Source organism: Arthrobacter sp. GAS37 (assembly GCF_044908325.1).
GTDB classification, from domain to species: Bacteria; Actinomycetota; Actinomycetes; order Actinomycetales; family Micrococcaceae; genus Arthrobacter; species Arthrobacter ramosus.
Map to the genome: position 1 here is coordinate 77052 of NZ_JBIYDB010000006.1, position 11969 is coordinate 89020.

12 protein-coding genes and 1 other RNA gene are annotated in these 11969 nt (G+C 64.9%); 9 read left to right on the forward strand and 4 right to left on the reverse strand.

Annotated elements, in window-relative coordinates; all coding sequences use genetic code 11:
- The first annotated feature begins 227 nt into the window (after positions 1 to 227).
- The 4 genes from ABH924_RS07600 (at position 228) to recR (ending at position 4898) form a co-directional block, all read left to right on the forward strand.
- On the forward strand, positions 228 to 551 hold the full coding sequence (locus ABH924_RS07600) for a hypothetical protein (RefSeq protein ID WP_404497902.1): 324 nt from the start codon (positions 228 to 230) through the stop codon (positions 549 to 551).
- Between the two features lie 233 nt (positions 552 to 784).
- An RNA gene (gene ffs, locus ABH924_RS07605) (signal recognition particle sRNA small type) lies at positions 785 to 881 on the forward strand.
- 33 nt (positions 882 to 914) lie between these two features.
- Entirely contained in the window at positions 915 to 4193 is a 3279-nt protein-coding gene (locus ABH924_RS07610; RefSeq protein ID WP_404497903.1) for a DNA polymerase III subunit gamma and tau, read from the forward strand.
- Between the two features lie 105 nt (positions 4194 to 4298).
- On the forward strand, positions 4299 to 4898 hold the full coding sequence (gene recR, locus ABH924_RS07615) for a recombination mediator RecR (protein WP_234752624.1): 600 nt from the start codon (positions 4299 to 4301) through the stop codon (positions 4896 to 4898).
- Positions 4899 to 4911: 13 nt separating this feature from the next.
- On the opposite strand, the gene ABH924_RS07620 is transcribed toward recR, so the two are convergent.
- Together ABH924_RS07620 and ABH924_RS07625 are read right to left on the reverse strand one after the other, a co-directional pair.
- The gene (locus ABH924_RS07620; RefSeq protein ID WP_404497904.1) at positions 4912 to 6093 is read right to left on the reverse strand and encodes an ABC transporter permease; all 1182 of its coding nucleotides are present in this window, start codon (positions 6091 to 6093) and stop codon (positions 4912 to 4914) included.
- The gene (locus tag ABH924_RS07625; RefSeq protein ID WP_404497905.1) at positions 6090 to 7046 is read right to left on the reverse strand and encodes an ABC transporter ATP-binding protein; all 957 of its coding nucleotides are present in this window, start codon (positions 7044 to 7046) and stop codon (positions 6090 to 6092) included. The genes ABH924_RS07620 and ABH924_RS07625 overlap by 4 nt, the downstream gene beginning before the upstream one ends.
- 251 nt (positions 7047 to 7297) lie before the next feature.
- Here ABH924_RS07625 and ABH924_RS07630 point away from each other — a divergent pair, with 251 nt between their 5' ends.
- A complete protein-coding gene (locus tag ABH924_RS07630) occupies positions 7298 to 8644 on the forward strand; it encodes an aspartate kinase (protein WP_234752629.1) in 1347 nt (448 codons plus the stop codon).
- A gap of 154 nt (positions 8645 to 8798) precedes the next feature.
- On the opposite strand, the gene ABH924_RS07635 is transcribed toward ABH924_RS07630, so the two are convergent.
- Both ABH924_RS07635 and ABH924_RS07640 read right to left on the reverse strand, forming a co-directional pair.
- Positions 8799 to 8978 (reverse strand): hypothetical protein, encoded by a 180-nt coding sequence (locus ABH924_RS07635; RefSeq protein ID WP_234752631.1) that lies wholly within the window; start codon positions 8976 to 8978, stop codon positions 8799 to 8801.
- A gap of 155 nt (positions 8979 to 9133) precedes the next feature.
- Positions 9134 to 9343: a hypothetical protein gene (locus ABH924_RS07640; RefSeq protein WP_234752634.1), complete on the reverse strand. Its 210-nt coding sequence runs from the start codon at positions 9341 to 9343 to the stop codon at positions 9134 to 9136.
- 123 nt (positions 9344 to 9466) lie between these two features.
- Here ABH924_RS07640 and ABH924_RS07645 point away from each other — a divergent pair, with 123 nt between their 5' ends.
- The 4 genes from ABH924_RS07645 to ABH924_RS07660 are packed head-to-tail and all read left to right on the forward strand — an operon-like array spanning position 9467 to position 11864.
- Positions 9467 to 9970, forward strand: a complete 504-nt coding sequence (locus ABH924_RS07645; RefSeq protein ID WP_404497906.1) for a MarR family winged helix-turn-helix transcriptional regulator — start codon at positions 9467 to 9469, stop codon at positions 9968 to 9970.
- A 16-nt stretch (positions 9971 to 9986) separates the two neighbouring features.
- The gene (locus ABH924_RS07650; protein WP_404497907.1) at positions 9987 to 10556 is read left to right on the forward strand and encodes an SSI family serine proteinase inhibitor; all 570 of its coding nucleotides are present in this window, start codon (positions 9987 to 9989) and stop codon (positions 10554 to 10556) included.
- Complete coding sequence (locus ABH924_RS07655) at positions 10543 to 11496, forward strand: 3-methyladenine DNA glycosylase (protein WP_404497908.1); 954 nt, start codon at positions 10543 to 10545, stop codon at positions 11494 to 11496. The genes ABH924_RS07650 and ABH924_RS07655 overlap by 14 nt, the downstream gene beginning before the upstream one ends.
- Positions 11493 to 11864 carry a serine protease inhibitor gene (locus tag ABH924_RS07660; protein WP_404497909.1) on the forward strand — a complete coding sequence of 124 codons (372 nt, stop codon included), beginning with the start codon at positions 11493 to 11495 and terminating at the stop codon, positions 11862 to 11864. Before ABH924_RS07655 ends, ABH924_RS07660 begins: the two co-directional genes overlap by 4 nt.
- Positions 11865 to 11969: the final 105 nt, after the last annotated feature.

The following is an 11969-nucleotide window of genomic DNA, read 5'->3' on the forward strand; positions in this document are numbered from 1 at the left end:
TCTCTTTGCGCTTAAACGTAAAAATGGACGCCCCCAATGCGTCCATTCCTCCGGCACTCCGTTGAGCTGCTGGGTCCAGCCCCTGAAACCAGGCCCTGCAGCTCACAATCTTGAGATTGCCCCAATCGGTGTACATACCCATAGTCCGCTGCGTTCAGCGGTTTGGCAATGGAGATCAAGAACCATCCTCTGACCTGTTTTTAAGCGACCACTGGGAGGATGGTGCCATGAGCCAACTGCACGCCCTCGTTGTCTACGTCCCGGCATCCCATAGCGAGAGCTTGCTGGCCGCGATCGGCGATGCCGGGGCCGGCAGAATCGGCGACTATTCGCATTGTTCCTTCACCACTCCCGGCACAGGACGTTTCACTCCATTGCCAGGGGCAGAACCGTTCATCGGAACCGTGGGGCAAGGCGAAACGGTGCCGGAAATCCGGGTCGAGTGCGTAGTTGAAGCGGACTTGCTCGACACCGTAGTGCAGGCCCTGCGCGCAGCCCACCCGTATGAGGAGCCTGCATTCATGACGTGGCCAGTGAACGGTTGGCGCTAGTCCACTGGACATGCCCTCCCCCCTGCCACTGGACATGCCCTCCCCCTGCCATTGGACATGCCCTCCCCAACACACGAGCACTGGACATAATCCCAATATGTCCAGTCCTTGGCTCTCACAGGGGACATGTCCCTTGGAACCACCGAGCGCCGAAGGGACATGTCCATTTCTTGGCTCTCAGAAAGCACATGTCCGCAAATTCGGAGGGCTCGATAACTTCGGGTAAGCTTGTCGACGGCCCCTCATGTGGCGTCATCCTGTTGAACTCCCCCAGGACCGGAAGGTAGCAAGGGTAGATGGGCTCTGGCGGGTGCATGAGGGGTCTCTTATTTAAATGTCAGTCCCTATAGGTAGGTTTCCCCTGTGACTGTTACTACTGCTCTTTACCGCAGATATCGCCCCGATTCTTTCGCGGACGTTATCGGGCAGGAACACGTCACGGAGCCGCTCATGACGGCCCTGCGCAAAAACCGGGTCAACCACGCCTACCTCTTCTCCGGGCCTCGTGGCTGCGGAAAAACCACGTCCGCCCGCATCCTCGCCCGCTGCCTCAATTGCGCCGAAGGCCCCACGGACACTCCTTGCGGGAAATGCAACAGCTGCGTTGAGCTGGCCCGCGGCGGCTCCGGCTCGCTCGACGTCATCGAGATCGACGCCGCCAGCCACGGTGGCGTCGACGACGCCCGCGATCTCCGCGAACGCGCTACCTTCGCCCCGGTCCGGGACCGCTACAAGATCTTCATCATTGACGAAGCCCACATGGTCACCTCTGCCGGCTTCAATGCGCTGCTGAAGATCGTCGAAGAGCCGCCGGAACACATCAAATTCATCTTCGCCACAACGGAGCCGGACAAAGTCATCGGCACCATCCGCTCCCGCACGCACCACTACCCCTTCCGGCTGGTGCCGCCCGAGCCCCTGATGCAGTACCTCGAGCTTCTCTGCCAACAAGAAAACGTGCCCGTAGCTCCTGGCGTGCTCTCCCTCGTCATCCGGGCCGGCGGGGGTTCGGTGCGCGATTCCCTCTCCGTACTGGACCAGCTCATGGCCGGCGCCGGACCCAACGGCCTGGACTATGAACTCGCCGTCGCGCTGCTTGGATACACCCACGCGTCACTGCTCGACGACGTCGTGGAGGCAATCGCCGCGTCCGATTCCGCTACCGTTTTCCGTGCCGTGGACCGTGTCATCCAAACCGGGCACGATCCCCGACGCTTCGTCGAGGACCTGCTGGAGCGGTTCCGCGACCTCATCATCGTGCAAGCCATGCCGGAAAGCGCCCAGGCCATCCTCCGCGGCATGCCGGCGGACCAGATCGCCCGCATGCGTAGCCAGGCCAACAACCTCGGTGCCGCGGAGCTCTCCCGTGCCGCCGATGTCACTAACACCGCGCTCACTGAGATGACGGGCGCCACCTCGCCCCGGCTGCATCTTGAACTGCTCTGCGCCCGGATCCTGCTGCCCAGTTCCGAGCAGACCGAACGTGGCATCGCCGCCCGGATCGACCGCGTCGAACGGCGCCTCAACTACGGCGGGGCACTTCCTCCCGCGGAAGCCCAGGCGCCGCCGGAAGCTTCGGCTTCTTCCAATTCCGCCGCGCCAACTGCCCGCCCAGCGGATCAAGCAGTGGAACGCCCGACGGCGGCCGCCGGTCCCGTTCCCGCCTCACCCGGGCTCGGCTCACCCGTGCCCGGGGCAGCCTCGTCCACGCCGGCCGAGGTCGCTCCGGCTCCGGGCCATCCGCCTGCTTCCGGGGAACCGTCCAGGGAACAACTGACACCGCCGCGGGTGTCCACCACTGACTGGCCTGTGGATGAAACCAGGCAACACGCCAGCCGCCCCGCTCCCGAACAAGCTCCGCATGCTCCTGCTCAAGCCCCTGCGGCGCGGCCCGTTGTACAGGCGCCATCGGCTCCACCAGCGGCAGATCAGGACCGGACCCAGTCCGCGGCGGCACCGGCTCCAACGCCCGCGCCACGCCAAACGCCGGGGCCAGCACCGGCCCCGGTGTCAGCCCCGGTACAACCGCCAGTGCCCGCAGAGGCGTCAGCGCCCGCCCAACAACCGGCGCCCGCACAGGCCTCTCGCCCCGCTACCGGTGGCGCCGATGTAGAGGTGATCCGGAGGGCTTGGCCCGAGATCCTCCAGACGCTGACCAAGATCAAGCGCAGCAGCTGGGCTTTGGTTGGAGCGAACGCGCAGGTGGCGCAGTTCGACGGCCAACTTCTGACCCTGGCATTCAGCACGGACGGCCTTGCGAGCGCGTTCAGCCGCGCCGACCATGCCGAGAACCTTCGCCAAGCCATCCACAAGACGATCGGCATCGACTGCCAGATCACTTCGGTCGTCGGCGGCAACAGCTCAGGTAGCTCTGAGCCAAACCCAAAAGCACCGGCTGATCCGACGCCCCCTGTAGCGGGTGGCGCCTCTCCAGCTGTGTCGTCCGCTGTGGATAGCGCATGGGGACTTGCCCCTGCGGCACAAAGCCCTGCCGCCCCGGAAGCAGACAAGGCCGACCCGGCACCCGCACCATCGGCTCCACCAGCACCTACAGCACCAACACCGGTGGCATCGGCAACATCGGGGCCGGCTCCGGCCTCAGCAGCCACCCCGGCGTCGTCCGCCTCAGCAGCTGGGTCGTCCGCAACGGCACCGACGGACCCGTCCGCGGACTACTCGTATTCGGACGATGATTGGGGTCCCCCAGGGGACGAGGACGCTCCCCCTCTGGACGAAGAACCGCCCATGGATTGGGAGCCGTCGGCGTCCTCGGGCTTCACCGCCATGCCCACCGCCGGCCCCGCCGCCCCACGATCGGCCGGCACGGCAGCCCCGGAAGCCGGCCCAACGCCTGCCGTCCCTTCGCCACGCGCTGGCTCCGCGCTGAACAGCTCAGTCCCAGCCAGCTCTACCCCCAAGAGCAAGCGCTCCACCCAAGCACCTTCGGAGAAGAAGTCCGAGGCCTCGGAAGATCCATGGTCCAGGGCTGTCGAGCAGGCACCGGGCTCGTGGGTGGTCGGCACCGAATCCAACGTTGGTTCCGCGGCTTCGGGAACCCCTGCCGACCCTGACGGTCAGGCCAGTTCATCCGAGTCGGCGACGCCGAGTCCCGTCTATGAACCTGCCGCCGCCCAGATTCCAAACCAGCCGCAGGCTTCAGCACCGGCCATCGCGCCAGCCGCCGATTGGTCAACCACTTGGTCGGCGCCCCAGCCCGCGGCCTCCGGCGCGGGCACATCACCAGGCAGTGCACCGCCAGCGGGCGCATCGTCTGCCAGTACGTCGCCTGCAGCCGCGACGCCCGGGGGCGAAACCGCGCGTTCGGCCGTCGCACTCGCACAAACCACTCCGCCAGCCCCTGCGCCAGCCCCTGCCCAAGTGGCCCCTGCAGCAGTGTCGGCGCCTTCGGGAGCCGGGAAGCAGAGCCTCTACCAACGGCTTTCGAACAGCCCGGAAGCCATGGCCGGCCGCGAGAAAGCACCGGCACGGGCTGCCGTCGCTCCCGGCACCGCGGTGGAAGACATCCCGAGTGCCGACGACGAAACTATCGAGGAGTCGGGAGTCTTTGGACGGGCCGCCGTCGAGCGTATTCTGGGCGGGAAGCTACTGGAAGAACGGTCGCTGGACGGCATGCGCCGCTAACATCCGGACTCCGTAAGACACCCTGCGCGGGCCCGCAAAAGGTGCCACCCAACCGCGACGCCCGCCGAACAGGAACGGCGTCCACACCAAACGAACGAGGACATTGTGTACGAAGGCGCAGTACAAGAGCTGATCGACGAGCTCGGCCGGCTCCCCGGCGTCGGGCCGAAGTCGGCGCAGCGCCTGGCCTTCCACATCCTTGAGGCCGATCCCGAGGACATGAAGCGGCTGGTCGCGGCCATCACCACAGTCAAGGAACGGGTGAAGTTCTGCACTGTCTGCGGCAATGTCACCGAGCAGGAGCTGTGCAACATCTGCCGCGATCCGCGCCGCGACCCCTCCGTGATCTGCGTGGTCGAAGAATCCAAGGATGTCCTGGCTGTGGAACGCACGCGGTCCTTCCGCGGCCGTTACCACGTCCTCGGCGGCGCCATCAATCCGATCGCCGGTATCGGGCCCGAGCAACTCCGTATCCGCGAGCTCCTGACCCGGCTCAACGACGGCGCCATCCAGGAAATCATCATCGCGACCGACCCCAACCTTGAAGGCGAAGCGACGGCCACCTACCTGGCCCGCATGCTGAAGTCGATCGGCATCACCGTCACCAGGCTTGCTTCCGGCCTCCCGGTGGGCGGAGATCTGGAGTACGCGGACGAAGTTACCCTCGGAAGGGCCTTCGAGGGTCGCCGCAACGCCCTTTTGTAGCGACCAGTCCGGCTTACGCGATCCGCGTGCCGCTGGCCAGCCGGCTTGCAGGCGTCCGCAGCGAGCGCCAGCCCAGCCACATGAGCAGCCCCGTCAGGACCAGTTGCAGGCCGAGCCCCAGCGGCCACAAGGGCGTCGTCTGCTTGAGGTACTGCGGCTGCGGCACGCCGTTGGCGCAAAGGTAGGTGTGGTCCGGGCCGGCGAGCGCGGACCTGGCACCTTGGCTGATGCCTTCGATCATGCCGACGGAGTAGAAGACGCTTCCGCTCCGGTCCGGATACGGAATCGCGTCGGCCACCACCACGTAGGGATTCAACGCGAGCATCCACGCCACGCGTTCGGTCCGTACGGCAGGGTGCTCCACCAAGGGCCCCTCGCAGGTGTAGCCCGGCTGCGCTGGTTCAATTGGCTGCCCTTGTTGATTCGGCTGCACCGGCGCATACAACACGGAACGGCTAGCGGGAGAATTGGCCAACACCGTTCCTTGCGCCAGTTGCGCCCCCAGTGCGAAGGAAATCAACGATCCGACCACCAGTGCGGCAACTACCAGGTAGGTCACCACGATCGAGAACAAGGGCCGACCTGCAAGAGCCGAAATCCCCACTCCAATCCCGCAGACAACGGCCAGTTCCACCGCCAGCATCAGCAAGGAAACCACGACGTGCCCCGGGGTCAGCCCGCCTTGGAACATTCCGAAGACAAGGAACGGAGCACTCGTCGCCAGGAAGGCGAGCGCCGCGAGCCATCCCGCGCAGAACTTGCCCCAGAGAATCTGGCCCGGGGTCAGCAACGTGATCTGCAGGATGGCGAGGGTACCTCCGGCCCGGTCCCCGTTGATGGCATTGGCGGACAGCGCGGGCGCCACAAGCAGCGCAAACAGGAGCACGAAAGCCAGCACGACCTCGAAGATCATGGACCCCGCCCCGTCCTGCGGCGCCAGTGCCGACGGCGGCATCGTGGAACGACGCGCTTCCATGCTGGCGTTCCAGGCGAGCCAGGTCAGCCACGTCACTACCGCGATCACAAAGAACCAGATGCCCAACATGATGTACCAGCCGCGGGAGCGCAACCGTTGTTTCATCTCGAGCACCACGACGTCGCGAATCCCGCCAAGATAGCCGACGACGGCGTTCCCGCCTCCCGTGGCTCCCTGCGGTCCCGCAGGACCCGGCACGGTTTCAGTCACGTTGCTCATCGCCTCTCCGTATCAAGGTTCATGTACGTCTCTTCCAGGGCACCCGCGGCCGGGGCGAAGGAAACCACGCCGACGCCGGACCGGACGAGTTCACCCAAGAGGGCGGCAGCGCCGTCGTCGTGGGTCAACAGCAAGGTGACCGACGGGCGGCGGCCCGCTTCCACGCGATACTCCAGCCCGAGTTCGCTGAGCTTTGCTGTGAGGGCCTCGTTGTCGAGGGCTGTGATCGCGTAGCGCCTGCCCTGCAGCGCGGCCTCCTCGAGGGTCTGTTGTTTCACGGTGCGGCCTTGGTTGACGAACACCGCTCCGTCCGCGATTTCATCGAGCTCACTGAGCACATGGGAGGAAACCACCACGGCTTTCCCTTCCCCGGCCAGGCGGCGCAGCAGGTTTCGGAGCTCCACCCGGGATCCCGGGTCGAGGCCGGACGCAGGCTCGTCGAGCAGAAGCACGGAGGGGTCGTGGATGAGGGCCCTGGCCAGGCTGAGCCGTTGTTGCTGACCCCTGGAGAGGACTCGGGCCGGCTGGTCGGCAAGGGTGTCCAGCCGGACGAGTTCGAGCAACTCGGCAACACGCTGGGCGATACCGGCCTTGGGCAGACGGTAGAAGCGCGCCATCTGGACCAGGATTTCGCGCGCGGTCAAGGACTCCCAGACCCCCAGGGTGTCCGGCATCCAGCCGATCCGAAGCCGCGCGGCGGCGCTGTCGTGCAGGGGATCCAGGCCGTTGATCCGGATGGTTCCGGAGTCGGGCCGCAGAAGCGAGGCAAGCATGAGAAGGAGGGTCGTTTTGCCCGCCCCGTTGGGCCCAATGAGCGCAGTGACCTTCCCGGCTGGCGCGTGGAAATCGATGTGCTTGACGGCGTGGACCGTACCGAAGCGGCGTGAGACGCCTTCCGCGGATACGCCGAGGACACCATTGCCCGGGACGCTTGAACTTTCAGCTATGGACATGCTCTACTCACCTGTTTCCCCCAAACAGAACAAGTACGCTTCAATTCCTGTGAGCCCACGTGCCCCCAGGCTGCGTATTTCTTGATCGTACGCCACGCCGAAACCACCCGGCAGGCACCCAAAGGCCGAGATTTGGTCACAATTCCCCCGCCCGCCGCGCCCGGCGATAAACTGGCCACATAAGCCACGTAGCCGTGCCGCTACCTGGCCACGCAACGTATGATCCCCAATTTAGCAGTGAGGGTGCGCGCATGAGTTTGCCCACTACCGATGTGAAAACCGAAGACCTGACCGCGCAGCCTGCCAAGACCAAGCAGCTGATCGTGCAGAAGTTCGGTGGCTCCTCGGTGTCCGATGCCGAAGGCATCAAGCGTGTTGCCCGCCGCGTGGTCGACGCACAAAAGGCCGGCAACGAGGTTGTCGTGGTGGTTTCCGCCATGGGAGACACCACCGACGAGCTCCTGGATCTCGCCGCTCAAGTCACCGATTCTGCTCCCGCGCGTGAGATGGACATGCTCCTCTCCGCAGGCGAGCGCATCTCCATGGCCCTGCTCGCCATGGCCATCAACAAGTTCGGCGCCTCCGCCCAGTCGTTCACCGGCTCGCAGGCCGGCATGATCACGGACGGCATCCACGGCAAGGCCCGCATTATCGACGTCGACCCCCACCGCATCCGTACTGCATTGGACAAGGGGCACGTCGCTATCGTGGCCGGCTTCCAAGGCATGACCCGGAGCACCAGGGAAATCACTACCCTTGGCCGCGGCGGATCCGATACCACTGCGGTGGCCCTTGCCGCCGCACTCGAAGCGGACGTGTGCGAAATCTACACGGACGTCGACGGCATCTACACGGCCGACCCGCGAGTGGTCTCCACGGCCACGAAGATCGATCGTATCTCCAGCGAGGAAATGCTGGAATTGGCAGCTTCCGGCGCCAAGATCCTGCACTTGCGTTGCGTGGAATACGCCCGCCGATTCGGCGTGCCCCTGCACGTCCGGTCCTCATTCAGCCAGAACGAAGGCACCTGGGTCCTACCCAGCGCCGATGACAAGATCACGATTCAAGAGGGAGTTGCCTTGGAGCAGCCAATCATCTCCGGTGTTGCACACGACCGTTCAGAAGCCAAGGTCACCGTGGTCGGCGTTCCGGACATTCCCGGCAAGGCCGCCGCGATTTTCCAGGTCATCGCCAAGGCACACTCGAACATCGACATGATCGTTCAGAACGTGTCCACGCACGGAACCGGCCGCACGGATATTTCCTTCACCCTGCCCATCGTGGAAGGCGCCGATGCCCTCACCGCCCTCCGTGCCGCGCAGCCTGAAATCGGCTTCGAAAGCATCGAATACAACGAGAACGTCGGCAAGCTTTCCCTGATCGGTGCGGGCATGCGTTCGCACCCGGGCGTCTCCGCCACTTTCTTCAAGGCGCTCTCCGACGCCGGCATCAACATCAACATGATTTCCACCTCGGAGATCCGCATCTCCGTGGTCACGCACGCCGATCTGCTGGATGACGCCGTGCGCGCCATCCACAAGGCGTTCGAGCTCGACGGCGACGCCGAGGCAACCGTCTATGGCGGCACCGGCCGCTAGCCGCCTCCCGGACGGGAACGCACAGTCGGGCAACCGCCGTCGGGAACGTCAGCCGGACACCCGCCGTCGGGATCAGAAGAACTTAAACGTGAAAGAACCGGAGCTTTGGCTCCGGTTCTTTTGCTTTCCTCCGGCTTTGGAGCCGCAAGCGGCTTCAGGCGCCTTCCTTGCGGATTCCGTAGTGGTGGCCCTGATCGTCTGTTTCGACGACGAAATGCCCCAGGTCTTCTTCCGACGCCGTCTCGAAGTCGTCATGCTTGTGGACTACGGGCGTATCAATGTCGCCCCGGGTTGCCGGGCCGAACCAGAAACGCAGTCGATCTGTGACCTTCATGAAGCTATCGAGTGCATGTCCCACAATTCCCACCTCCTTCCCCGCTGCGAGGTCCAGCCGTGCGGTTGGAGCTGAGTGGTTCCAGTGAGGCCAATTTTACGCCCGGAACCCGTAAAAGGCCCGGGTCGGCGTCGATCGCTGAGAGCTAGGAGCGCTTAACGAAGGGATTTGTCGTCCGGGTTCTTGGGGACCACATAGGTGCTGCCGTCGGCCCTGCGGATCGTCTCCCATTGCTGCGCTTCGGCCTGGCGCCGCACGAGGAGTCGCTTGTTCTCCTCGGTCATTTCGTGATCCAGGGAACTACTGTGCGCCGGACCGAAAATGATCCGCAGCTTGCCGGTTGCACGCATGAATCTCTGGGTCATGGTCTCTTTGGCCACCTGGTCTACCCTCTCTCAAAAGGATGTTGTGGTTTAAGAGTACACTAACAATTAGTGCACTAACTATCGATCGGCGCAGACCGGTCGCGACACGGAACGGAGCAAGCCATGGCTGCCGCAAGCACACCCGTTGCCCCCGAAACCACCGCCCCGCTTGAAGACGACCTTTTGCTGGAGCGTCAATTGTGCTTCGCCCTGACGGTGGCGTCGCGGAGCGTGGTGGGCGTCTACAAGCCGGTGCTTGAAAAGATGGGACTGACCCATCCGCAGTACCTCGTGATGCTAGCCCTCTGGGAACGCAGCCCGTGCACGCTCAAGGACATCAGCGAGGCACTCCTGCACGAGCCAGCAACCCTTTCACCCATCCTGCGCCGGCTCGAGGAAGCAGGATTCGTGACCCGCAACCGCATCCACGGAAACGAACGGGCCCTGGCCATTACCTTGACCGAAGCCGGCGCCGCCCTCAGGCAACAGGCGACGTCCGTGCCGGGAACCATCATGGAGCGGCTCCAACTCACGCGGGCCGAAGTAGCGGAACTCCACCGGGCCATGACCGGGCTCATCGCGGCCACGCAGCACCCGACTGCCGGTACGGGCGATAAACTGGCATAAATCAAGGAGAACCCCCATGCGCCTGCGAATAGTCCGGTCTGTGCTGGCCGTCGTCGCCGTCGCTGGTCTTGCCGCCTGCACGCCCGGCCCCGGGGGCGGTTCGCCCAGCAGTTCGGCGCCTGGCAACAGCACGTCGTCCTCGCCGTCGAGCAGCCCCACCGGGCTTTTGCCTGACGAAACGGCGTCTCCCAGCGGCAAACCGACTCCTTCGGTCTCCCCCACCGCGCCCAGCTCCCCCGGCCGCGGAGATGCCGAGCTTTCCATCATCGTCAAGCTGTCCCCCACGGCAGCCGCTGAAAGCTACACGCTCGTCTGCACCGGCGGCGTCCCCGCCGCGGAGAGCCACCACCCCACCGCAGCCGCAGCGTGCGCAGCCCTGAAAAAGAACCCGGGCCTGCTCACGCGCACGCCCCGCCCCAGCGACCAGATGTGCGACCAGCGTTACGGCGGACCCCAGACGGCAATAGTCACCGGGGCCGTTGACGGCGTGGGCGTCGAGTCCTCCTACAAACTCACTGACGGCTGCGAAATCTCAGCATGGGCCGCCGTCGCCGACATCCTTGGTTCGAGCGGTGCCGGAGCTTAACTACAGACACCTCCCGCAAGAGAAATGGCTCGCGCTGGAGGCTGCCCACCACGAACGCGTTGAGCGCTATGCGAAGCCGTACTTGGCCCGGCGCTCCTCAGGCCAGAAGCATCCCGTGGAAGATTTCCTCTTCACCTACTACACCCAGAAGCCCGGCCAGCTGCTGCGCTGGCACCCGGGCGACGGCGTCGTCCTCTCCGGCTCCAAGGCTGCCGAGCGGGCCGGGTGGAAGTACTACCAAGTGCTCGACGACGGCGCGCTGGCGGCCGCGGGCCTGCCCGCCGGTACCGTTGCGGTCACCTTCGATCGCCGCAAGTTCGCGGCCGACCGCACCGAGGCCGTCCGTTTCGCCGGCATCATCCTCAGGGGAACCGTTGCGCGGCCCGCCCAGTTTGGTTGCTTCGGACTGCACGAGTGGGCCATGGTCTACCGGCAGGACAAATTCGATCTTCGCCACGAGTACCTCAAGCTGCGGCTCGGCTCCGAAGGCACAGACACCGTGGTGGAAGACAACCGGATCCGCTGCTCGCACTTCGACGCCTTCCGCTTCTACACTCCGGACGCTATCCCGCTCAACGAACTCGCCCCCACCCGGGACAACCAACGCACCATGGAGCAACCCGGCTGCCTGCACGCCAACATGGACCTGTACAAATGGGCGTACAAGCTGACGCCGGCCCTGCCGAGCGAACTGGTCATGGACTGCTTCGAACTGTCCTGGCGGATCCGGGCCATGGACATGCAGGCCTCGCCCTACGACCTTGAAGAGTGGGGATACCAGGCCATCAGGATCGAGACACCCCAAGGCAAGGCGGAGTACGTTGAGTATCAGAGGGCATTCGCTGCCGAGGCCCAGGCGCTCCGTGCGCGGGTCCTCGACGAAATGCAACCGCTCCTGGAACTCCTGGTACAAGCACCGTCTCACGAAGGACAGCGATGACTTCAAGCAATGGAAAGTACGACGTCGAACTCACCATCACGCTGACAGAGGCACCAGGCGCCGTGGACTATGAGTTCGTCCTGCTCGGTTCCGGCGGCGAAATCTCCGAAGGCTCGACCCTTCCGGACCCCCGCGCGGCGCTTGCCGCCGTCGAGCAATTCGGCGAAGAGATCTTCTTTCCGGTTCCCCGGCCGGACAGGATTTGCACCCAGCAGTACGGCGGTCCGCAAGTGGCGTTGGTGACGGGCCGGTTCCGCGGTCGCGAGGTCAGCAGCCGCTTCAGCCGGACAGACGGCTGCGAGATCGCCCGTTGGCGCACCATGGCCGCACTCCTTGGCGGCGTGGCAGGATCCACAGGAAACATCTAGTCCAACGCTCGCTCACATATGACGGTCCCGAACCCGACGCTCGCTCACATATGACGGTCCCCAACCCGACGCTCGCTCACACCAGCTGCAAGAGGGTGCCACCGT

Excerpts from the sequence above, each read along its gene's own strand:
- ABH924_RS07600 (WP_404497902.1), top strand. The coding sequence starts at position 228 with ATGAGCCAACTGCACGCCCTCGTTGTCTACGTCCCGGCATCCCATAGC.
- ABH924_RS07620 (WP_404497904.1), bottom strand. The coding sequence starts at position 6,093 with ATGAGCAACGTGACTGAAACCGTGCCGGGTCCTGCGGGACCGCAGGGA.
- ABH924_RS07625 (WP_404497905.1), bottom strand. The coding sequence starts at position 7,046 with ATGTCCATAGCTGAAAGTTCAAGCGTCCCGGGCAATGGTGTCCTCGGC.
- ABH924_RS07630 (WP_234752629.1), top strand. The coding sequence starts at position 7,298 with ATGAGTTTGCCCACTACCGATGTGAAAACCGAAGACCTGACCGCGCAG.
- ABH924_RS07635 (WP_234752631.1), bottom strand. The coding sequence starts at position 8,978 with ATGAAGGTCACAGATCGACTGCGTTTCTGGTTCGGCCCGGCAACCCGG.
- ABH924_RS07640 (WP_234752634.1), bottom strand. The coding sequence starts at position 9,343 with ATGACCCAGAGATTCATGCGTGCAACCGGCAAGCTGCGGATCATTTTC.
- ABH924_RS07645 (WP_404497906.1), top strand. The coding sequence starts at position 9,467 with ATGGCTGCCGCAAGCACACCCGTTGCCCCCGAAACCACCGCCCCGCTT.
- ABH924_RS07650 (WP_404497907.1), top strand. The coding sequence starts at position 9,987 with ATGCGCCTGCGAATAGTCCGGTCTGTGCTGGCCGTCGTCGCCGTCGCT.
- ABH924_RS07660 (WP_404497909.1), top strand. The coding sequence starts at position 11,493 with ATGACTTCAAGCAATGGAAAGTACGACGTCGAACTCACCATCACGCTG.